This is a genomic window from Methylobacterium sp. P5_C11 (assembly GCF_054049775.1).
Map to the genome: position 1 here is coordinate 1 of NZ_JBFULS010000052.1, position 20,312 is coordinate 20,312.

Here is a 20,312-nt window from a genome sequence, read left to right on the forward strand (position 1 = left end):
CACGATCAAGGCGAACTTCCCGACCCGGATCAGCTTCCAGGTGACGAGCAAGATCGACTCGCGCACGATCCTGGGCGAGATGGGCGCCGAGCAGCTGCTCGGCCAGGGCGACATGCTGTTCATGGCCGGCGGCGGCCGCACGACCCGGGTGCACGGGCCGTTCTGCTCGGACAGCGAGGTCGAGACCGTCGTCGCCCACCTCAAGCGCCAGGGCCGACCCAGCTACCTCGACGCCGTCACCGCCGACGACGAGGAGGGGGCGGCCGAGAAGGGCGGCGCCAAGGGCAAGGCCGGCGCCGCGGAACTCGAACTCGACGGCGCGGTCTTCGACCAGGGCTCCTTCGGCGAGGCCGGCGGCGACCTCTACGACCAGGCCGTGCAGGTGGTGCTGCGCGACCAGAAGGCCTCGACCAGCTACATCCAGCGCCGCCTGCAGATCGGCTACAACCGCGCCGCCTCGATCATGGAGCGGATGGAGGTCGAGGGCATCGTCGGCCCGGCCAACCACGCCGGCAAGCGCGAGATCCTGGTGGAGGACGCGGTCGGCTGAGAGGGAGAGCCCGTCGCCTCCGCGGCACCCCCTCCCCGCTGCGGCAAGGGCAGGTTCGAGGCGCGGCCTGTGACGGAGCGCGACCCGCCCCCTCTCCCGAGCGGGAGAGGGCTGGGGTGAGGGAGGAGACGTCTCCCGATAGGCCACGCGCCTGATGCGCCGAGAGGGCGCGCCCTCTTCCGCCCGTTCGCGTCCCTCACCCTGTCCCTCTCCCGCACGGGAGAGGGGACCCGCGCCCTCGACCTGACGCGCGAGCCGACCGAGACCGCGAGCCGGTGCAGCCCTCGGCTCAAGGGAGAGGCCACACGGGGCGGGTCGCCGTGTTCGACCACGCCCGACCGACCCGAAAAACCTTCACCCGGCGCGGAACCGGTCCCTCACCCGGCACGTTACGCGCGTGCGAGGCCCGGAAACGGGCTCGCGTTGAGGGCGCCGGGCACGGTGTCCGGCGTCGCTTGTAGTCACGTTGCTCGTCGGAGGATGTGGTTATGAGGACTTACGACGTTGCGCCCCTGTTCCGGTCGTCCATCGGGTTCGACCGTGTGTTCGAGCTGCTCAACCAGGCCGACCGCGTCGAGGCTTCGGCGACTTGGCCGCCCTACAACATCGAGAAGGTCGCCGAGGACCAGTATCGCATCACCATGGCGGTCGCGGGCTTCACGCCCGACGAGATCGATCTGGTCCAGCAGGACACGACGCTTCTCGTGTCGGGCCAGAAGGCCGCCCAGGAGGGCGAGAAGCACTACCTCCATCGTGGCATCGCGTCCCGCACCTTCCGCCAGACCTTCAATCTGGCCGAGCACGTGACGGTCGTGGGCGCGTCCCTGGAGAACGGCCTGCTCACCGTCGCGCTGAAGCGCGAGGTCCCTGAGGCCCTGAAGCCCCGCCGCATCGCCATCGGCGGAGCGACGACGGTGCCCAGCCAGGACAACGCGCCGGTCCAGATCGCCCGGGACACCAAGGCGGCCTGAGCGGGCGGCCTGAACGGGCGGCCGGCACGGACCGGCAGGTCGTGCCGGCCGCCCCAGCCATTGCCCACGAGGAGGAGGGTCGCATGCAACAGAGCGAGACCAACCCAATCGAGTCCCCCGTCGAGCGCCTCGGCCCGATGGCGGCAGCCAATCTGAGGGCGCCGGCGGTCGACCCGTTCGAGGCCTTCGTGGCGCCGGGAGACGTTTTCCGGCATCCCCGCGAGGTGCTGGCCTATCCGGGCCTGTCGCGCGCTCAGAAACGAACGATCCTGGCATCCTGGGCCTCGGACGCGCGCGCCGTGGAATCCTGCCCGACGCTGCGCTGCCTGGCGGGCTGCCGGGCCGAGCCCGTGCCGCTCGACGCGATCCTGGCCGCCCTCCAGGCGCTCGACGCAGGTTCGGTGCCTTCCGCACACCCGGCAGCGCCTCGGCCACCCGACCCTGCGGCTTTCATCCCCCGCTCGCGTGGTCCGGCGGGGTGGCCGCAGGTGCTGAACTGAACCGGGGAGGCCCGCGCAGGCAGCCTTCGAAGCCGGGGACTGGTACCGGTCCCCGACAAGGCTGCAGGCCGGCCGGGCAGCCGGCGGTGGGGCCGTGCCGCGCTCGATCCTGTCCGCCGGCCTGTGCCTCGCCCAGTCCGGCGCCCGCCCCCTCCCCTCGGTACTGGCAGCCCTTCTGAGCCTGTCGGGCCTCGCAGAGCCCGGCGTCGCGTTCACGCGGGCGGGACCGCCGGCTGCCGCGCCGCATCCGACCGCCTTGGACGCCGCCCTGTGGTCCGTCGCGACGAGCTTCGGCGGTTGAGCGCTCGCCCCAGGGAGGCCACGAGGCCGGCTCCGCGGACGGGACGCGGCCTCGGCGTCCCCTGTGTCGGGGCGGGCCGCCAGGCCGGCAGAGAGGGCTCCCGCGGGCGCGGACGCGCCTCACACCGCCGAGAACCGGAACTCCGTGCGCGCCGCGAAGGTCTCCCCCGGACGCAGCACAGCCGAGGGGAAGGCCGGCTGGTTCGGGGCGTCCGGAAAGCCCTGGGTCTCGAAACAGACGCCGTCGCCGGAGCGGTAGAGGCGGCCGGACGACCCGACGAGCGTGCCGTCGAGGGTGTTGCCCGTGTAGAGCTGGAGCGCCGGCTGAGTGGTCCACACGTCGAGCCGGCGCCCGCTGCCCGGATGGAGGCAGGTGGCGGCCGGCCGCAGCGTCCCGGCGGGGCCACGCAGCACGAAGGTGTGGTCGTAGCCCTTGGCGATGGCGAGCTGGGGATCGCCGGTCCGGATGCGCGCCCCCAGCGGGTGCGCCGTGCGGAAGTCGAAGGGCGTGTCGGCGACCGGCCGGATCTCGCCGGTGGGGATCTGGGTCGCGTCCGTCGGCGTGAAGGCGTCGGCTTCGAGCTGCACGACGTGGTCGAGGACGCTGCCCGTCCCCTCCCCGGCGAGGTTGAAGTAGCTGTGGTTGGTGAGGTTCAGGACCGTCGGCCGGTCGGTCGTGGCCGCGTAGTCGATGCGCAGCACGCCGTCCGCGGGCAGGCTGTAGCGGACGCGCACGTCGAGAGTCCCCGGAAATCCCTCCTCGCCGTCCGGGGATCGGCGGCTCAGGGCGAGGCCTGTCGTGTCGGATCGCTCCACCCGCCACAGGCATGTCCCGAAGTTCCGCGGGCCGCCATGCAGGGTGTTGGGACCCTCGTTCACCGGGAGCCGATAGGTCCGCCCGTCGAGGCTGAAACGGCCGCCCGCGATGCGGTTGGCGTAGCGCCCGATCACCGCGCCGAAGCTCGGGCTCACGGTCTCGTAGCCCTCCAGATTCTGCAGGCCGAGGACGACATTGGCCAGCCGGCCGGCCCGGTCGGGCACCTCGACCGCCGTGACGACCGCGCCGAAGTCGATGACGGCGACCCGCAGGCTGCCCCGGCTCAGGACGTGCCGGGTGACCGCCTCCCCGTCCGCCGTGTGGCCGAAGACCTCGCCCGGCATGCCGTCCTGCCCCTTCCCGTCGCTGCCCTTCCCGTCTCGACCCGTCCCTGCCGCTTCGCTTGGCCGGGACGCGGCTAGCGTTTCCAGACGCCGAGCCGTTCGCTCCGGGCATGGTCCTCGGCCGCGACCAGTTCGGGGCTCGCCTCCGGCGAGGCGCGGCCGCCGCCGTTGAACAGCACCACTTCGGAGAGATCGCGCCCATCCACCAGGCAGTTCATGGTCTCGCTACCCGGCGCAGGCTGACAGGTCACCGTCCGGCCGCCGATGTAGCGGGTCAGCTCGTCCGCCTGCCCGCCCCGCACCCACTCCACCCCGAACAGGTGCACGACCTTCCCGCCCACCTTGAGGGTGGCGGTATCGATCACCTGGACCGTCCCCCGCACGGAATTCGGCGGGGGCGGTGTGTCGGCCTCGCCTTCGCCGGTGGTCTCGGGTGGTGGCGTGACCGTGTCGGGGGCAGCCGGCGAGGCGGCGGGCGGGGTTGCTTGTGCCGCACGGTTCGGCTCGGTCGTCCGCGACGGGGTCGGGTCGGTGGATGCGGGCGGCCCGGAATTCGGGACGCGATCCACCAGGACGAGTCCGGCGGCCACCACCGCAACCAGGGCAGCCGCGCTCGCGCCGGCCAGCCAGAGCCGCTGCCGGCGGGCGCCGTCGTCCAGGACCTCGCCTCCGGGGCTGAGCCGGTCGCGCAGGCGCTTCAGACCGTCCTGCAGGGTTTCGCCGAACCGGCCGGAGCCCGTCGTCCAGGCCGCGGCGGGATCGACCTCCCGCATCGACCCATCGATATCGTCGCCCGCGGCGGCGGCGGTGCGGCCGAGCCGGCCGCGCAGGCTCGTCCGAAGGGTCGCGAAGCGCCCGGCCGCGTTCTGCGCCAGCGCCCGGCCCTGCACCGAGGAGCGTTCGGCCAGGGACCGGGCACGCTCGGACTGGGTCTCCACGAACCGCGCCGTGGCGGCCTTCATCTCGTAGGCGCCGCTCAGCAGCGAAGAATCCTTGGCGTCCGCGTCCGCCGGCACGGGCTCGGGGTCGGGTTCCGGCGGGAGGAACAGCGCGGGGTGCCGCGCCTGCAGTTCCGCGACGAGATCCGCGAGGGTCATCGGCTCGGCGGTGTCGCCCCGCATCCGGACGGCCCCGTGCCGGTCGAGCACCCGAAAGCCGGCGGCATCGGGGACGGTGGCGGCCTCGGCGAGGAGTTCGAGCGTCCGGACCGCCACCGGGCGCGGCCGAGCCTGGGCGATCTCGGACCGGATGGCCGCGCGAAGTGCGGCGCGGCCGGGATCGTCGAGGGCCGGCCGCGCCGGCTCCGACTCCTGTTTCGCCACCACCGTTGAAGACGTCATACACCCGATCCCGGCATCACCGCGCGCCGCACACGACGGCGCCGCGGGCCTTCCACGCGAGGCTCTTACGCCTTGCCGGGCGAGGCGGCCAGGGTTCCGGCCTGGATGCTCCGCCGCAGGACCCGCCCGGTCTCGCCGAGGATGTAAGGCCGCGTTCCCGCGAAGCCCACCTCGAGGATCAGCTCCGCCTCGCCACTGGACACGGCGCCGCGGCCCGGATTGGCGGTGCGAAAATCGACGATCGCGCGGATCGTGCAGGTCTCGGCATCGCAGGCGGCGCGCATCGCGCGCGGCTCGTAGCGCCGCTCGGGCCAGCGCTGGACGAAGCTGCGCTTCTCGGCGACCAGGGCCGCGGTGGTGATCGGACGCCCATAGAAGCGCACCCGGGTGGCATAGAACTGGGTGGCGGCGCCCACCATGGTGTCGCCGGAGCCCGAGACCGTGGCGAGATAGCTCGCGGTCAGCGCCCGGGCCGCCGCGGCGTGGGCGGTGGCGGCAGGCGCGGCAGGCGCCGCGGTGGCGGCCGGGGTCTCGGCGAGCCGGCTCGGATGGTGGGCACGGCGGTGCAGGCCCTCACGCCCGGAGGGCCGTTCCAGGGCGGCGGCCCGCTTGGGACCCGGCGCCCGCGTTCCGGCGGCCTTGGGCAGACCGTCCTCGGCGGGTTCAGCCTTCGCGGAGTCAGCCCTCCTGGAATCATCCTTGGCGGCCTGCCGGACGGAGTTCGCGGCGCGCCCGCCGTCGGGCTGGCCCTTTGCCGGCTGCGTGACTGGCTGACCCTGGGCCTGCCGGTCGGCGGCCGGCGGCTGCACCGCATCCGGCGCTGCCGTGCGGGCCGGCGGGTCCACCCAGCCTGCCCCGGGCGCCGCCGACGGCTGCTGGGCCGACGCGGTGCCGGCCAGGGCCAGCGGCAGAAGCAGGCCGAGCGCGAGAGCCTTGGGTCGGACGGGATGGGTGGCGGGCATCGGTGCCTTCCTGGCGGCCGGGGCGGATCTGGGACGGATCTTGGGGAGAATGCGCCCGCCCGTCCGGGGGGTTCCCCAATCGTCTCGGGCGCACCCGCTATCCTGACGAATGGCGCGGCTTCGACCAGCCCTGGATTGCGGGGATGATGGGGTTGCGTTCGTTCGTTTCTGTACCAAGTCGGGGACAGCCTGGACCGCTGGCCGTTTCCGGGCTCTCAGCCCGCCTGTCCAGCGCCGCCGCGCATCGAGGATCCCGTGCCCCGACCTGAGACCGATGCACTGCCGCCCCCGCCATCCGTGAGGCCGCGTTGAGCACCGCGCAGCGCCGGGCGCTCCTGATCTGCAACGCCAAGGCCCGCAACGGCGGCCTCGACCTGGACGAGGTGCGGCGGATCCTGCGGGCAGGCGGCATCGTGCCCGAGGAACCGCCCCCGGACGCCGATTGCCGCGACGTGATCCGCGACCGGGCCGGAGAGGTCGATCTCGTCATCCTCGGCGGCGGCGACGGCACCATGAACTACGCCGCCCCGGCCCTGGTGGAGAGCGGGCTGCCCCTGGCGATCCTGCCGCTGGGCACCGCCAACGATCTCGCCCGCTCCCTGAACCTGCCGCTCGATCCCCTGGCGGCGGCCCGCTTCATCCCCACCGCCGAGGCGCGGCCGGTGGATCTCGGCTGGGTCAACGGTCACTATTACTTCAACGTCGCCAGCATCGGATTCTCGGCCGAGCTCGCGGGCGAACTCACCGCCGAATCGAAGAAGACCTGGGGCGTCCTCGGTTACGCGGTGGCGGCCGTCCGGGTCCTGCGGCGGGTGCGCCCCTTCACGGTGACGATCGAGCACGACGGCAAGGTCGAGCGGGTCACCACCATCCAGGTCTCGGTGGGCAACGGCCGGCACTACGGCGGCGGCATGACCGTGGAGGAGACCGCGGCGGTCGATGACGGCAAGCTCGACTTCTACAGCCTGGAGATCAAGCACTGGTGGCGCCTCCTCGCGCTGCTGCCGGCCCTGCGGCGCGGCACGCACGGGCGCGCGGACGATGTACAGGCCTTCCACACGCAGGAGATCAAGCTCTCCACCCGGAAGCCCCGGCCGGTGAATACCGACGGCGAGCTGACCACCCACACGCCGGCGCATTTCAAGGTGGTCCCGAAGGTCCTCCGCGTCTTCGCCCCGGAGCCGGTGCGCGGCCCGTCCTCATTCGACCTTGCCACCCTCGGCAACCGCCTGTTCCCGAACAGCGAGGCGTCCAACCCGTGACCGACCTGCTCCAACTCGCCAGTCAACCTGCCGTCTGGGCGGCGCTCGCCACACTGGTGGTGATGGAGGTGGTGCTCGGCATCGACAACCTGATCTTCATCTCGATCCTCACCAACAAGCTGCCGGCCGACCAGCAGACCCGGGCACGGCGGATCGGGATCGGGCTGGCGCTGATCCTGCGGCTGGGCCTCCTCGGCACGGTGGCGTTCATCGTCCATCTGACCGAACCGGTCGTCTCGCTCCTCGGTCAGGACTTCTCCTGGCGCGACATGATCCTGATCGGCGGCGGCCTGTTCCTGCTCTGGAAGGCCACCAAGGAGATCCACCACAGTGTCGATCCCGAGCCCGACACGGAGACCTCCTCCGGGGGCAGCCTCGGCTTCGGCGCGGCGATCGGCCAGATCCTGCTCCTCGACCTCGTCTTCTCCATCGACTCGATCATCACCGCGGTGGGCATGACCGAGCATGTCCCGGTGATGATGGTGGCGGTGATCGTCGCCGTCGCGGCGATGCTGCTGGCCGCCGAGCCCCTCTCGGCCTTCATCGCCCGCAACCCCACCGTGGTGATGCTGGCCCTGGGCTTCCTGATCATGATCGGCATGACGCTGATCGCCGAAGGGTTCGGGGCGCATGTGCCGAAGGGCTACATCTACACCGCGATGGCCTTCTCGGCCGGCGTCGAGGGTCTGAACATGCTCGCCCGGCGGCGCCGGCGGGCGGCCCGGGGCGACGCGTCAGCGCCGGTCGGGCAGGCCCGGCGTGCCTGAGTTCGGACAGGGCGGCGCCCGGCGGATCGGCCTGGCACTCGTCCTGCTGATCCTGTCCGCGGGCGCACACGCGGAGACCAGACCCATGGCCCCTGACACGACGGTTCTGCACGATCTCGCCCCCACCGGCACGCTCCGGGCGGCGATCAATCTCGGCAACCCGGTCCTCGCGCAGGCGGGCGCGGGCGGCCCGGCGGGGGTCTCGGTGGATCTCGCCCGGGCGCTGGCCGCGCGGCTCGGCGTGCCGGTGGCGTTCGTGACCTACCCGGGGGCCGGTGCGGTCTCGGGCTCGGCGGGATCCGGGACTTGGGACATCTGTTTCCTGGCGATCGATCCGAAGCGGGCCGAGGGCATCGCCTTCACCGATCCCTACGTGCTGATCGCCGGCAGCTACCTCGTCCCGGCCGCCTCGCCCCTCCGGAGCCTGGAGACGGTGGATCGCGACGGCGTGCGCGTCTCGGTGGGGCGCGGCAGCGCCTACGACCTGTTCCTGACCCGCGCCCTGACGCACGCGACCCTGGTGCGGGCGCCGACCTCCGCCGAGGCGGTGACGGCCTTCGCGAGGGATGGGCTGGAGGTGGCGGCGGGCGTGCATCAGCCGCTTGCCGCCTACGCGGCGGCGCACCCGGAGGTGCGGCTGTTGCCGGGGCATTTCATGGAGATTCCGCAGGCGATGGGCCTGCCGGTCGGGCGCCCGGCGGGCGCGGCCTATCTCGAGGATTTCATCGCGTGGGCGAAGCGGGAAGGTCTCGTGGCCCGCGGCCTGGAGGCCAGCGGGCAGGATCCGGGGCTGGCGGCGCCCTGAGCGGGTTCAGGCGGCGGGGAGATGAGCCAGATCCGCGCCCGCAGAGAGGTGCTCCTTGGTATCGAGGACCTCGATGGCGACGACGCTGCCCTCCGCGTCGAAGTCGAGAATGAGGCCGGGCCGCACCTCCTCGCTCTCGCTCACCGCGGAATGGGCAAGGCGCAGATACAGGGCATCGGCCTCCGGATCGTACCTGACTGTCAAGTCTGCGCCTCGAGCCGCGATCGAGGGAAGGTGAGCGAGTCTGCGACGTCAACGCCGGTTCTTCAACATGCGCCCTGCATCGGGCCATCACCGCCAAGAGCCCCCTGCCCTCTTCTCCAATCCTCTACCGCATCCTGAGGTGCCGGAGCGCAGCGCAGGCCTCGAAAGAGCGCTCCAGCCGGCCGCGCGACCTCCGGAGCCCGCCTTCGAGGCGCGCTGCGCTCGCACCTCTAGATGAGGCCGAGGGTTGGAGAGATGCTTTCTGAAGGGCTTTCCGAGCCGGCGCGGGTCCTTCAAACCACCAAGTTCACGATCCGCCCCGGCACGACGATCACCTTCCGCGGCGCCTTGCCCTCCAGGACCTTCTGGACCGCCTCCAGCGCTAGGGTCGCGGCCTCCACCGCCTTGGCGTCGGCGTCCCGCGGCACGGTGACGTCCGCGCGCTTCTTGCCGTTGATCTGGACCGGCAGGGTGATCTCGTCCTCGACGAGGAGACCGGCTTCCGCCTCCGGCCAGGGCGTCTGCGCCACGAGACCCGGGCGGCCTAGGGCGACCCAGCATTCCTCGGCGAGGTGCGGCATCATCGGGGCGATGAGCTGCACCAGGATGCCGGCCGCCTCCCCGGCCGCCGTGGCCGAGACCGGGCCGCGCAGGCCGTCCTCCAGGGCGTTGGCCAGGGTGTAGATGTGGGCGACGCAGCGGTTGAAGCGCAGCCGCTCGATATCATCCTGCACGGAAGCCAGGGCCCGGTGGGCGGCCTTGCGCAGGGCGAGGTCGGCCGTGCCGTCGCCGGTCGCCGCGCGCGCGGCGTTCACCAGCCGCCAGACCTTCTGGACGAACCGGGCCGCCCCCTGCACGCCCTCCTCGGTCCAGATCACGTCGCGCTCCGGCGGCGAGTCGGAGAGCATGAACCAGCGCGCCGTGTCGGCCCCGTAGCTCGCGATGATATCGTCGGGGTCGACCACGTTCTTCTTCGACTTCGACATCTTTTCGATCGGGCCGATCGTGATCGGCGCCTGAGTTTTCACGTGAAACGCGCGGCGCTCGCCCTCCTCGGTGGCGAAGCGGATCTCGGCCGGCGGCACCCAGGCGCCGGCCGCGTCCTTGTAGGTCTCGTGGACCACCATGCCCTGCGTGAACAGGCCCGCGAAGGGCTCAGGCGTGCCGGCCCAGCCGGTCTCGCACATCGCCCGCATGAAGAACCGGGCGTAGAGCAGATGCAGGATCGCGTGCTCGATGCCGCCGATATACTGGTCCACCGCCAGCCAGCGATCGACCACGGCGCGGTCCGTGGGGGCGTCGGTGAGCCAGGGCGCGGTGAAGCGGGCGTAATACCAGGACGAATCGACGAACGTGTCCATCGTGTCGGTCTCGCGCCGGGCCGGCGCGCCGCATTGCGGGCAGGGCACGTTGCGCCACGCCGCGTCGCGCTCCAGCGGGTTGCCGGGCTGATCGAAGGAGACCGCCTCGGGGAGCCTCACCGGCAGGTCGGCCACCGGCACCGATACCGGGCCGCAGGACTCGCAGTGGATGATCGGGATCGGGCAGCCCCAGTAGCGCTGGCGCGAGACGCCCCAGTCCCGCAGGCGGAACTGCACCTTGCGGGTGGCGATCCCCTCCCCTTCGAGCCGCTGGGCCACCGCCTCGAAGGCCTCTTCCGTGCGCATCCCGTCGAGGAAGCGCGAATTGATCATCCGCCCGTCCTCGACATAGGCGGTGTCGGTGATCACGAAGCCGGCCGGATCCTGTCCCTCGGGGCAGACCACGGGCGTGTTGCCGAGCCCGTACTTGTTCGCGAAATCGAGGTCGCGCTGGTCGTGCGCCGGGCAGCCGAACACCGCGCCGGTGCCGTACTCCATCAGTACGAAGTTCGCCACGTAGACCGGCAGTTCCCAGGACGGGTCCAGGGGATGGCGAACGGTCAGGCCGGTGTCGAAGCCGTGCTTCTCGGCCGTGTCGATCGCGGCCTGGGCGGTGCCGGTGCGGCGACACTCCTCGATGAAGGTCTGCAGCTCGGGCCGGTCGGCGGCCAGCGCGGCCGCCAGCGGGTGGTCGGCCGCGATCGCCAGGAACTTGGCGCCGAACAGCGTGTCGGGCCGGGTCGTGTAGACGGTCACCGAATCGGCGGCCCCGGCCACCGGCCGGGCCAGGGCGAACCGGACCTCCAGCCCCTCGGAACGGCCGATCCAGTTCTTCTGCATCAGCCGGACCTTCTCCGGCCAGCGGTCCAGCCCGTCGAGGGCGGTCAGCAGGTCCTCGGCGAAATCCGTGATCTTGAAGAACCATTGGGTCAGCTCGCGCTGCTCCACCAGGGCGCCGGAGCGCCAGCCGCGCCCGTCGATCACCTGCTCGTTGGCCAGCACCGTGTGGTCGACCGGGTCCCAGTTCACCTTGGCGGTGCGGCGGGTGACGAGGCCCTTGTCCAGGAAATCCAGGAACATGCGCTGCTGGTGCTTGTAGTAGTCGGGATCGCAGGTCGCGATCTCCCGGCTCCAGTCGAGCGACAGGCCCATGGCCTTCAGCTGGTCGCGCATCGAGGCGATGTTGGCGTAGGTCCAATCCCGCGGGTTGACCTTGCGCTCCATGGCGGCGTTCTCGGCCGGCAGCCCGAAGGCGTCCCAGCCCATCGGGTGCAGCACGTTGAAGCCGCGGGCGCGCTTGTAGCGGGCGACCACGTCGCCCATCGCGTAGTTGCGGACGTGGCCCATGTGGATCCGCCCCGACGGGTAGGGGAACATCTCCAGCACGTAGTATTTCGGGCGCGGGTCGCCGTTGTCGGTCTCGAACAGGCGCTGCGCGGCCCAGGCCTCCTGCCAGCGCGGCTCGGAATCCTTGGCGTTGTAGCGCTCGACGGGCTGGGGGGCGGTGCTGGTCATGGATCCGGCTGGGTCAGGGGCTCGGCGGCGGCCACAGGAGCCGGCGCGGCACGGTTTGCGCCGCGATAGCATATCTGCGCCGCAGCCGGTCAACGCGGCGCGCGATTCGGGCTTGCGCGGGGCGCGCGAACGCATAGGTCCGCATGACGGGACAGAGAACACGACGAGGGCTGCGCCGGGGTGCTCCCGATCTCATCCCTCATCCTGAGGTAACCGCGTGAGCGGGCCCCGAAGCCTCATCCTGAGGTGCCCGCGTGAGCGGGCCTCGAAGGAGGGCTCCAGGGATCGCGGTGGCTTCTGGAGGGCTCCTTCGAGGTCTCCGCTGCGCTCCGGCACCTCAGGATGAGGGTTTGGGTTGGAGAGGCGCCGCCCGGATTGGTCCGTCCTCGTGTCTTGGACCGTTGGGCGCAGACCGGCGCCCGGCAGCGACAGGACAGGCACGCCATGGACGACGCGACGACTGGCACGACGGCCCCTCCGACCGATGGGATGGGCCACAGGACAGACAAGCTCCCCGTCGGGCAGGCCGATGTCGCGGCCGGGCTCGCCGAGGTGCGGGCGGCGATCGCCCGGGCGGCCGAGGATTCCGAACGCGATCCGGCGACGGTCCAGCTGGTGGCCGTCTCCAAGACCGTGCCGGCCGAGGGCATCCTGCCGGCCCTCAAGGCCGGGCACCGCGTCTTCGGCGAGAACTACGTCCAGGAATCCACCGGGAAGTGGCCCGACCTCCGAGCCCGCTATCCCGATGTCGAGCTGCACCTCGTCGGACCGCTGCAATCCAACAAGGCCCGCGAGGCGGTCGCCCTGTTCGACGTGATCCACTCCCTCGATCGCCTGTCCCTGGCGGCGGCGCTCGCCAAGGAGATCGAGCGGTCCGGCCGCACGCCGAAGCTCCTGATCCAGGTCAATACCGGCGCCGAGCCGCAGAAGGGCGGCGTCCTGCCGGACCAGCTCGCCACCCTTTTGTCCGAGTGCCAGGAGACCCACGGGCTGGCCATCCAGGGGCTGATGTGCATCCCCCCGGCGGAGGATCCGCCCTCGGCCCATTTCGCCCTGCTGGCCCGGTTGGCGAAGGCGCACAACCTGCCGATCCTCTCGATGGGCATGAGCGCCGACTTCCCGGCGGCGATCCAGCTCGGCGCCACCCATGTCCGGGTCGGCACCGCCATCTTCGGCGCGCGAACCCGGAAGACCTGAGCCTCAGCCGATCCGCAGATGCGTCCGCGGCCCGAGGCGCCGGAGCAGCCGCAGCAGGTCGGCCCGGGCCAGGGCGACGCAGCCCTCCGTGGGGCGGTAGCCGTCCCGGGCGATGTGCAGGAAGATCGCCGAGCCCCGCCCCTTCCGGATCGGGGCGCGGTTGTAGTCGAGGTCGATCACCACGTCGTAGAGTCCGTCGTCCCGCCACATCGACTCGGCGCTGATTCCGGGGGCCGGCAGGCGGATCGGCCGGTTGTAGCGGCGGTCGCGGCGATCGTCGCACCAGCCGTCGGCGGGCCTGGTCGCCCGCAGGGGCAGCGCCGTGCGCGGACGGATCCCGAGATGGTCGGGCCGGTAGGCACCGCCGCGCAGGCGGAAGCGGCCGCGGGGCGAGCCGCCGTCGCCCTCGCGCTTGTCGCCGACGATCCCGCCCGACCCGAGGGCACAGGGAATCACCGCTGGGCCGACCAGCAGCTGCCCGCGTCGCCGGTCCCCGACGATCGCCCGCACGCGGATGTCCCCCAGGGTCAGGCGGACGGGTTTCCTGCTCGGCCGCCGCATGTTTCCCCTCCCGAACCCACCCGGTCCGGCGCGCCTTATGCCCGAGATCCGCATGCCCAACCGATGAAAATTGCGCGCAAGGCAACTTCCGGCCACAAAGGGCGCCCTATTTCTCGGTCGAACCCGGGCCGCCGAGCCGGGATTCGGGAGCCAGCCCACCGCCTCGCCGTGTGGACCGACGCCTCGATCCCGGAACGGAGCGCCCCGATCCCGCAGCCCCTCCACCGTGGCGATGGCCGCGGCGGCGAAAGGATGCGGAAACACGAGCCTTGGTAGAGTCGCGACGCGATCCTGCCGAGATCCTGACGTCATCGCATGCTGAACCCGGCAGGCGGCACTCGCCTCTCCCGCAGCATGCTCTGGGACCCCGGACGATGCCGAATGCCTACCGCCTGCTGATCTGCGACGACGACGCGATCCTGCGCGACACCCTGACCGAGCAGCTCGATCTCTGCGACGAGTTCACGGTCCTCACCGAGGCCAACGCCACGGACGCGATCCGGCGCGTCGCCGCCGAGCGCATCGACCTCGCCGTGATGGATGTCGGCCTGCCCGATCTCGACGGGCGCGAGGCCGTGCGCCGGATGCGCGCCGGCGGCTTCCGCGGCCCGGTGATCATGCTCACCGCCCAGGATTCCGAGGCGGACCATGTCGAGGGGCTGGAGGCCGGCGCCAACGACTACGTCACCAAGCCGTTCAAGTTCGGCATCCTGCTGGCCCGGATCCGCGCCCACCTGCGCAGCCACGAGGCCTCCGAGGACGCGGTGTTCCAGATCGGACCCTACACGTTCCGGCCCGGCGCCAAGCTGCTGGTCGGCGAGCGCGGCTCGAAGCTGAAGCTCACCGAGAAGGAGACCGCGATCCTGCGCTTCCTCTACCGGGCGGGACGGGCCGTGGTGAACCGCGACACCCTGCTGGCCGAGGTCTGGGGCTACAACGCCCAGGTGACCACCCACACGCTGGAGACGCATATCTACCGGCTGCGCCAGAAGATCGAGCCGAACCCCGCCACCGCCGCGATCCTCGTGACGGAGGGCGGTGGATACAAGTTGCTGCCCTGACGAATTGAAGCTTTACGTGTAGGCGATCCGGCAGGTTCGCGTATGCGCAGGGTGGTGAGGCGTTCTTGGGGCTCGACGACGATATCGCGATCCTCGCGGCCGCGCCGCTGTTCGGCTTCCTCGACCGGGACGCCCTGCGCCTGCTGACCTTCGCGGCGGAGCGGCGCGACCTGGCGGACGGCGACCTGCTGTTTTCCCGCGGCGATCCGGCCGAGGGCGGCTTCGTGGTGATGGCGGGGACGATCCGGCTCGCCCCCCGGATGCCGGGGGCCGAGCCGGTGCGGGCCGGACGCTCGGCGCTGATCGGTCAGCTCGCCCTGTTCGTGCGCGGGACGCGCCCGACCGAGGCCCGGGCCGAGGGCAGCGCCGCGGTGATGCGGATCACGCCGATGCTGATGCGCCGGGTGCTGGAGGAATTCCCCGCCGCCGCGCAGGCCGTCCACGACACCCTGGCGGACGACCTCGCCGGGCTGGTGAGCGACCTCGATCAGGTGCGCGAACTCCTCGAGGTCATCGACGGCATCTCGTCAGGTGACAGCTCCGGTGACCGCTTGTAAGCACGGGCTCCCGCCGCAAGAGTTCTGACCCTGTCCATGTCCCAGGCTGGCCTGCCCCATTCCGATCTCGCCCAGACCATCGAAGCCGCCTGGGAGGACCGCGCCAACATCTCGACCGCCACCCGGGGCGCGGTGCGCGAGGCGGTCGAGGCGGCTCTGGACCTGCTCGATTCGGGCCAGGCCCGCGTCGCCGAGAAGAGCGGCAACCACGACTGGGTGGTGAACCAGTGGCTGAAGAAGGCGGTGCTGCTCTCCTTCCGTCTCAACGACATGGCGACGATCGCGGGCGGCCCCGGCGGCGCGCCCTGGTGGGACAAGGTCGCCTCCAAGTTCGCCGGCTGGGGCGAGGCCGAGTTCCGCGCCGCCGGCCTGCGCGCCGTGCCGGGCTGCTTCGTCCGCCGGGGCTCCTACATCGCGCCGGGCGCCGTGCTGATGCCGAGCTTCGTCAACCTCGGCGCCCATGTCGGCGAGGGCACGATGGTCGACACCTGGGTGACGATCGGCTCCTGCGCGCAGGTCGGGAAGAACTGCCACATCTCCGGCGGCGCCGGCATCGCGGGCGTGCTGGAGCCGCTCCAGGCCAACCCGGTGATCATCGAGGACGACTGCTTCATCGGCGCCCGCGCCGAGGTGGCGGAGGGTGTCATCGTCGGCCAGGGCAGCGTCCTGTCCATGGGCGTCTATATCGGCGCCTCCACCAAGATCGTGGACCGGACCACCGGCGAGGTGATGTACGGCCGCGTGCCGCCCTACTCGGTGGTCGTCTCGGGCACAATGCCCGGCAAGGCGCTGCCGGACGGCACGCCCGGCCCGGGCCTCTACTGCGCGGTGATCGTCAAGCGCGTCGATGCCGGCACCCGGTCGAAGACCGCCATCAACGAGCTGCTCCGCACCTGATGTCCTGACATTCGAAGGCGGTCCGATGGAGACGCAGGCGCTGAACCTCTCGGTGGCGGGCCGTCCGGTGCCGACCCCCTGCGACAGGATCGGCGACGGTCCGGAGGCGCTCCTGCTCCCGGCCCTGTCGACGATCTCGGCACGCGCCGAGATGCGGGACCTCGCCCGCGCGCTGGCGACCGACTACCGCTGCCTCGTCCCCGACTGGCCGGGCTTCGGCGCCCGGCCGCGGGCGCGGGTGCCGCTGGCCCCGGACACGTTCCACGCCTTCCTGGACGCGCTCCTCGCCGCAGCCCCCGGCCCCTATGCCCTCGGGGTCGCGGCCGGGCACGCCGCCGGCTACCTGGTCGCGGCCGCCCGGCGCCATCCGCACGCCTTCGCGCGGCTGGTCCTGATGGCGCCGACTTGGCGGGGGCCGCTGCCCACCGCGATGCCGGGGCGGGTGCACTGGTTCCCGCGCATCCGCCGGGCCGTGGAGGCCCCGGTCCTCGGCGAGGCGCTCTACCGGGTCAACATCAGCCCGCCGATCATCGGCCGGATGATGCGCGCCCATGTCTACGCGGACCCGGCCCGCGTCACGCCGGCGGTGATCCGCGACAAGCACGCGATCACCCGGCAGCGGAACGGCCGCTTCGGCACCGCCGCCTTCGTCACCGGCGGCCTCGACCCGGTCGGCAGCCGTGCCGCGTTCCTGGCGCTGTTCGGCGACGGCCTGCCGCCGACCCTGGTGCTGCGCCCCGACGGGGCGCCGCGGCGCTCGGGGGCCGAGATGGATGCCCTGATCGCCGAGGGTCGCGTGACCGGCGCCGCGATTCCCGGCGCCCTCAGCCCGCACGAGGAATATCCCGGCGCGGTCGCAGCCGCGATCCTGGGCGCCTGAGCCAGACGATCGCGGGGGCCGGCCGGGTGTCCGTGACAGGCGGCCGGGATCGGCACCGCCACCCTGGACAGACCCATCGACCTGTGCAGGGACTGGATGCGCCGGCCGAACCGTTCCTCCGGCAGCGGGCGCGGCCCGCAGATTCCATCCGATAGAGCCCCGGATCCGATGCTGCGCACCCCGTCCCTGGCCCCCCTCGCCCCGGCAGCCCTCGCCCTCCTCCTGGCCTTCGCCGTCCGGGCCGAGGAAGCGCCCCACCCGGCCGCCGCGCCCGCCGCCCCGTCTCTCGGGTCCGACACCCTCAAGCCCGGCAAGCCGGCCGTGAAGCCCTATCTGCCGGATGCGGCGCTCCCCGACGCGGTCCAGCTCCTGCCGTCGCCGCCGGCCCACGACGCACCCCTCGACAAGGCCGACCGGGCGGCCTTCAACATCACCCGGACCCTCAAGGGCAGCCCCCGCTGGGACCTCGCCGCCAACGACGTGGCCGAGGGCGCCGCCGCGGTGCTGGAGAACTTCGCCTGCGTGCTCGGCACCCGCATCGATCAGGCGCGGGTGCCGGCGGTGATCAACCTCCTCGAGCGCACCCGCCTCGACCTCGCCCGGGCGACGCGGGCGCCCAAGGTGCATTACCGCCGCCTGCGTCCGTTCGTGGGCAACGAGGCGCCGATCTGCGTGCAGCGCAGTCAGGCCCTGGCCGACAGCTTCAGCTACCCCTCGGGTCACGCCACCCAGGGTTGGGCCTACGCGCTGATCCTGGCGGCGCTCGTGCCCGAGAAGGCGACGCCCATTCTGGTCCGGGGCCGGGCCTATGGCGAGAGCCGGATCGTCTGCGGCGTGCACTGGCTCAGCGACGTGGCGGCGGGACGCCTGACCGGCACCGCGGTCTTCGCCGCCCTGATGGGGGATGCGACCTTCCGGGCCGATCTGGAGAAGGCCCGGGCCGAACTCCGCGGTGCCCTCGCGGGCTCCGGGACGTCCCCCGATCAGGCCGTCTGCACCCGGGAAGCGGAGGCCCTGCGGGAGCCGCCGCTCGAGTTCTAGCCTCGAACCGTTCCAGATTTGAAGCCTTCTAAGTGTGTGATTTCTAACACGTTTTCGGCTTGATCAAGACCCCGTGAACGGTGGTACGGCAACCCCAGCGCCGCGTCAGGGCGCGTTTCGGGGTTTCCGAATGTCATACCGTATCGCCCAGTCCGGCCTGCTTCTCGCCACCACGGCCCTGACCACCGTCATCGTCCCCCAAGCCGCGGCGGCGCAGGGCGCCGCCGTGCAGCTCAACGAGATTTCCGTGGAGGCCGCCCGGCCGGCCGTCGCGGCTCCGACGGGTCTCGGCAGCGGCGGCGGCAATGTCAGCGGCGGTGATGGGGGCAGCGCGGCGACCAGCGGCGGCGGCGGCGGACCGTCCGGCATCACCGGCTACGTGGCGCGGGTGAGCCCGGCCGCCACCAAGACCAACACGCCCCTGATCGAGACCCCGCAATCGGTCTCCGTGGTCACCCGCGAGCAGCTCAACGACCGCAACGTGCAGAGCCTCAACGAGGCCGTGGCCTACACGCCCGGCGTGTCGAGCAACGTGTTCGGCTTCGATCCGCGGGCCGACGCGTTCTACATCCGCGGCTTCGCGGAGACCTATGACGGCGTGTTCCGCGACGGCCTGCGCCAGACCGGCGTCGGCTTCGCGGTTCCCCGGATCGAACCTTACGGAACGGAGGCCCTGACGATCCTGCGTGGGCCGGCCTCCGGCCTCTACGGCCTGGGCTCGCCCGGCGGCATCGTCGACGTGACCAGCAAGCGGCCCGTTTTCGCTCAGTTCGGCGAGGTCTGGTTCCAGGGCGGCAACTTCGACCGCTTCCAGGGCAATTTCGATGTCGGCGGCCCGGTGGAGGGATCGGACGGCACGATGGCCTACCGGCTGACCGGCGTCGCCCGGCAATCCAATACGTTCCTGCCCGGCCCCGGTGTCCGGGACGACCGTTTCACGATCGCGCCCGCCTTCACGTGGCGCCCCACCGCCGACACGACCTTCACGCTGCTGACCGAGTTCCAGGAATCGAACGTCCCGGGCAATGCGAGCTTCTACAACTTCCCGGGTTTTCGCGTGTCGCGGATCTACTCGGGTGACGGTGCGCTCAACACCTATCGGACGGATCAGCACCGGATCGGTTACGCTTTCGAGCACCGGTTCTCGCCGGACCTCATCCTGCGGCAGAACTTCCGCTATTCCGGCGTCGACGCCAATTTCTCGTACACGCAGGTCGACGCGGTGACGGGCCTCAGCGCGCAGCGGTCCACCGGGCTGTTCAAGCAGTCACTGGCCTCCTTCGCGGTCGACACGCAGCTCGAGGGCCACCTCCGCACCGGCCCGGTCGCCCACACGCTGCTGGCCGGCATCGATTACTACCACTACGACTTTTCGAGCGTGGCCGGTTTCGGCGTGGCGCCCGACCTCAACCTGCTCACCCTGAACTACGGCCGCCAGCCGATCGCGCGCCCCGCCGTCGATCGCTCGTCGCGGCAGGCGCAGGACCAGGTCGGGGTCTATTTCCAGGAACAGGCAAAGGTGGGGAAATTCGTCCTGACGCTGACCGGGCGCCAGGACTGGGTCGCCTCCGACACGGCCAGCATGACGCGGGGCGTGGTCGCCGGTCCGCAGAGCCAGAACGACAGCGCCTTCACGTATCGGGCCGGCCTGAACTATGAACTCGCGCCCGGCCTCGTACCCTACGCGAGCTACGCGACGACCTTCACCCCGCAGGTCGGTGTCAACACTGTCACTGGCCGCCCCTACAGGCCCGCCACCGGCGATCAGATCGAGGCGGGCGTGAAGTACCTGATCCCAGGCACGAACATCAGTGCCGGCATTGCGGGCTTCGACATCACTCAGACGAGCATCCTGCGCCAGGATCCCACGAATTTTGCCAACCAAGTAGCGACCGGCGAGGTCAATTCGCGCGGCTTCGAGATGGAAGCGACGGCAAACTTCGCGCCCGGGACCAACCTGACGCTCGCTTACACCCATCTCGACTTCCGCTTCGTCAAGCAGACCTCGGCCGTCACCGGGGCGGCAATCGACGGGAACCAGCTCTCGGGTATCCCGGGTGACACCTTCGCGTCGTTCCTGACCTACCTGTTCCCGCCCTCCTCCGCGTTGCGGGGTCTGACGATCGGCGGCGGCATCCGCTTCAATGCCAACAGCTTCGCCGATGACGAGAACACGGTGCGCAATCCGACCGTGACTCTGTTCGACGCCTTGGTCGCCTACGATTTCGCGGCGCTCGACCCGAAGTACAAGGGTTTCCGAGCCCAGATCAACGCGTTCAACATCTTCGATCGCGACTACACGAATTGCCAGGCCGGCTTCTGCTACCGCGGCGCCCCCGCCACTTTGATCGGCAGCCTGATCTACCGCTGGTAGTCCCAACCGGGGCGGGTGCGGGCATGGCAGGCCCCCGTCCCCGGCA

20 protein-coding genes are annotated in these 20,312 nt (G+C 71.5%); 14 read left to right on the forward strand and 6 right to left on the reverse strand.

Features of this window, described 5'->3' with window-relative positions; all coding sequences use genetic code 11:
- The 4 genes from ACXJKQ_RS21850 to ACXJKQ_RS21865 form a co-directional block, all read left to right on the forward strand.
- The coding region (locus tag ACXJKQ_RS21850) for a DNA translocase FtsK (RefSeq protein WP_457107793.1) at positions 1–550 on the forward strand (550 nt) is incomplete at its 5' end.
- A gap of 488 nt (positions 551–1,038) precedes the next feature.
- Positions 1,039–1,521, forward strand: a complete 483-nt coding sequence (locus ACXJKQ_RS21855) for an Hsp20 family protein (RefSeq protein WP_457107794.1) — start codon at positions 1,039–1,041, stop codon at positions 1,519–1,521.
- Positions 1,522–1,604: 83 nt separating this feature from the next.
- Complete coding sequence (locus tag ACXJKQ_RS21860; protein ID WP_457107795.1) at positions 1,605–2,021, forward strand: hypothetical protein; 417 nt, start codon at positions 1,605–1,607, stop codon at positions 2,019–2,021.
- A 94-nt stretch (positions 2,022–2,115) separates the two neighbouring features.
- A complete protein-coding gene (locus ACXJKQ_RS21865) occupies positions 2,116–2,322 on the forward strand; it encodes a hypothetical protein (protein WP_457107796.1) in 207 nt (68 codons plus the stop codon).
- A gap of 119 nt (positions 2,323–2,441) precedes the next feature.
- Here ACXJKQ_RS21865 and ACXJKQ_RS21870 read toward each other — a convergent pair whose 3' ends face one another.
- The 3 genes from ACXJKQ_RS21870 to ACXJKQ_RS21880 form a co-directional block, all read right to left on the reverse strand.
- On the reverse strand, positions 2,442–3,482 hold the full coding sequence (locus tag ACXJKQ_RS21870) for an aldose epimerase family protein (RefSeq protein ID WP_457107797.1): 1,041 nt from the start codon (positions 3,480–3,482) through the stop codon (positions 2,442–2,444).
- A gap of 74 nt (positions 3,483–3,556) precedes the next feature.
- Positions 3,557–4,822, reverse strand: a complete 1,266-nt coding sequence (locus ACXJKQ_RS21875) for a thermonuclease family protein (protein WP_457107798.1) — start codon at positions 4,820–4,822, stop codon at positions 3,557–3,559.
- Positions 4,823–4,887: 65 nt separating this feature from the next.
- Positions 4,888–5,784: a hypothetical protein gene (locus tag ACXJKQ_RS21880; RefSeq protein ID WP_457107799.1), complete on the reverse strand. Its 897-nt coding sequence runs from the start codon at positions 5,782–5,784 to the stop codon at positions 4,888–4,890.
- A gap of 308 nt (positions 5,785–6,092) precedes the next feature.
- Between ACXJKQ_RS21880 and ACXJKQ_RS21885 the strand changes: the two genes are divergently transcribed.
- The 3 genes from ACXJKQ_RS21885 to ACXJKQ_RS21895 all read left to right on the forward strand — a co-directional run bounded on the left by ACXJKQ_RS21885 (position 6,093) and on the right by ACXJKQ_RS21895 (position 8,618).
- On the forward strand, positions 6,093–7,046 hold the full coding sequence (locus ACXJKQ_RS21885; protein WP_457107800.1) for a lipid kinase: 954 nt from the start codon (positions 6,093–6,095) through the stop codon (positions 7,044–7,046).
- A complete protein-coding gene (locus ACXJKQ_RS21890; protein ID WP_457107801.1) occupies positions 7,043–7,813 on the forward strand; it encodes a TerC family protein in 771 nt (256 codons plus the stop codon). Before ACXJKQ_RS21885 ends, ACXJKQ_RS21890 begins: the two co-directional genes overlap by 4 nt.
- A gap of 85 nt (positions 7,814–7,898) precedes the next feature.
- The gene (locus ACXJKQ_RS21895; RefSeq protein WP_457107802.1) at positions 7,899–8,618 is read left to right on the forward strand and encodes an ABC transporter substrate-binding protein; all 720 of its coding nucleotides are present in this window, start codon (positions 7,899–7,901) and stop codon (positions 8,616–8,618) included.
- Positions 8,619–8,624: 6 nt separating this feature from the next.
- Here the strand turns inward: ACXJKQ_RS21895 and ACXJKQ_RS21900 are convergent, their stop codons facing one another.
- Together ACXJKQ_RS21900 and leuS are read right to left on the reverse strand one after the other, a co-directional pair.
- A complete protein-coding gene (locus ACXJKQ_RS21900; RefSeq protein ID WP_457107803.1) occupies positions 8,625–8,822 on the reverse strand; it encodes a DUF2283 domain-containing protein in 198 nt (65 codons plus the stop codon).
- Between the two features lie 293 nt (positions 8,823–9,115).
- Positions 9,116–11,698 carry a leucine--tRNA ligase gene (leuS, locus tag ACXJKQ_RS21905; RefSeq protein WP_457107804.1) on the reverse strand — a complete coding sequence of 861 codons (2,583 nt, stop codon included), beginning with the start codon at positions 11,696–11,698 and terminating at the stop codon, positions 9,116–9,118.
- Positions 11,699–12,187: 489 nt separating this feature from the next.
- Between leuS and ACXJKQ_RS21910 the strand changes: the two genes are divergently transcribed.
- Entirely contained in the window at positions 12,188–12,895 is a 708-nt protein-coding gene (locus ACXJKQ_RS21910; RefSeq protein WP_457107805.1) for a YggS family pyridoxal phosphate-dependent enzyme, read from the forward strand.
- Between the two features lie 3 nt (positions 12,896–12,898).
- Here ACXJKQ_RS21910 and ACXJKQ_RS21915 read toward each other — a convergent pair whose 3' ends face one another.
- Positions 12,899–13,456: a L,D-transpeptidase family protein gene (locus ACXJKQ_RS21915; protein ID WP_457107806.1), complete on the reverse strand. Its 558-nt coding sequence runs from the start codon at positions 13,454–13,456 to the stop codon at positions 12,899–12,901.
- Between the two features lie 374 nt (positions 13,457–13,830).
- Here ACXJKQ_RS21915 and ACXJKQ_RS21920 point away from each other — a divergent pair, with 374 nt between their 5' ends.
- From ACXJKQ_RS21920 to ACXJKQ_RS21945, 6 genes are all read left to right on the forward strand, one after another.
- On the forward strand, positions 13,831–14,517 hold the full coding sequence (locus ACXJKQ_RS21920) for a response regulator transcription factor (protein ID WP_457107807.1): 687 nt from the start codon (positions 13,831–13,833) through the stop codon (positions 14,515–14,517).
- Positions 14,518–14,582: 65 nt separating this feature from the next.
- Positions 14,583–15,074 (forward strand): cyclic nucleotide-binding domain-containing protein, encoded by a 492-nt coding sequence (locus tag ACXJKQ_RS21925; RefSeq protein ID WP_457107808.1) that lies wholly within the window; start codon positions 14,583–14,585, stop codon positions 15,072–15,074.
- A gap of 51 nt (positions 15,075–15,125) precedes the next feature.
- Positions 15,126–15,971, forward strand: coding sequence for a 2,3,4,5-tetrahydropyridine-2,6-dicarboxylate N-succinyltransferase (gene dapD, locus ACXJKQ_RS21930; RefSeq protein ID WP_457107834.1), 846 nt, complete (start codon positions 15,126–15,128; stop codon positions 15,969–15,971).
- 25 nt (positions 15,972–15,996) lie between these two features.
- Positions 15,997–16,851 (forward strand): alpha/beta fold hydrolase, encoded by an 855-nt coding sequence (locus ACXJKQ_RS21935; RefSeq protein ID WP_457107809.1) that lies wholly within the window; start codon positions 15,997–15,999, stop codon positions 16,849–16,851.
- A gap of 168 nt (positions 16,852–17,019) precedes the next feature.
- Entirely contained in the window at positions 17,020–17,892 is an 873-nt protein-coding gene (locus tag ACXJKQ_RS21940) for an acid phosphatase (RefSeq protein WP_457107810.1), read from the forward strand.
- Positions 17,893–18,022: 130 nt separating this feature from the next.
- Entirely contained in the window at positions 18,023–20,266 is a 2,244-nt protein-coding gene (locus tag ACXJKQ_RS21945) for a TonB-dependent siderophore receptor (RefSeq protein ID WP_457107811.1), read from the forward strand.
- Positions 20,267–20,312 lie beyond the last annotated feature (46 nt).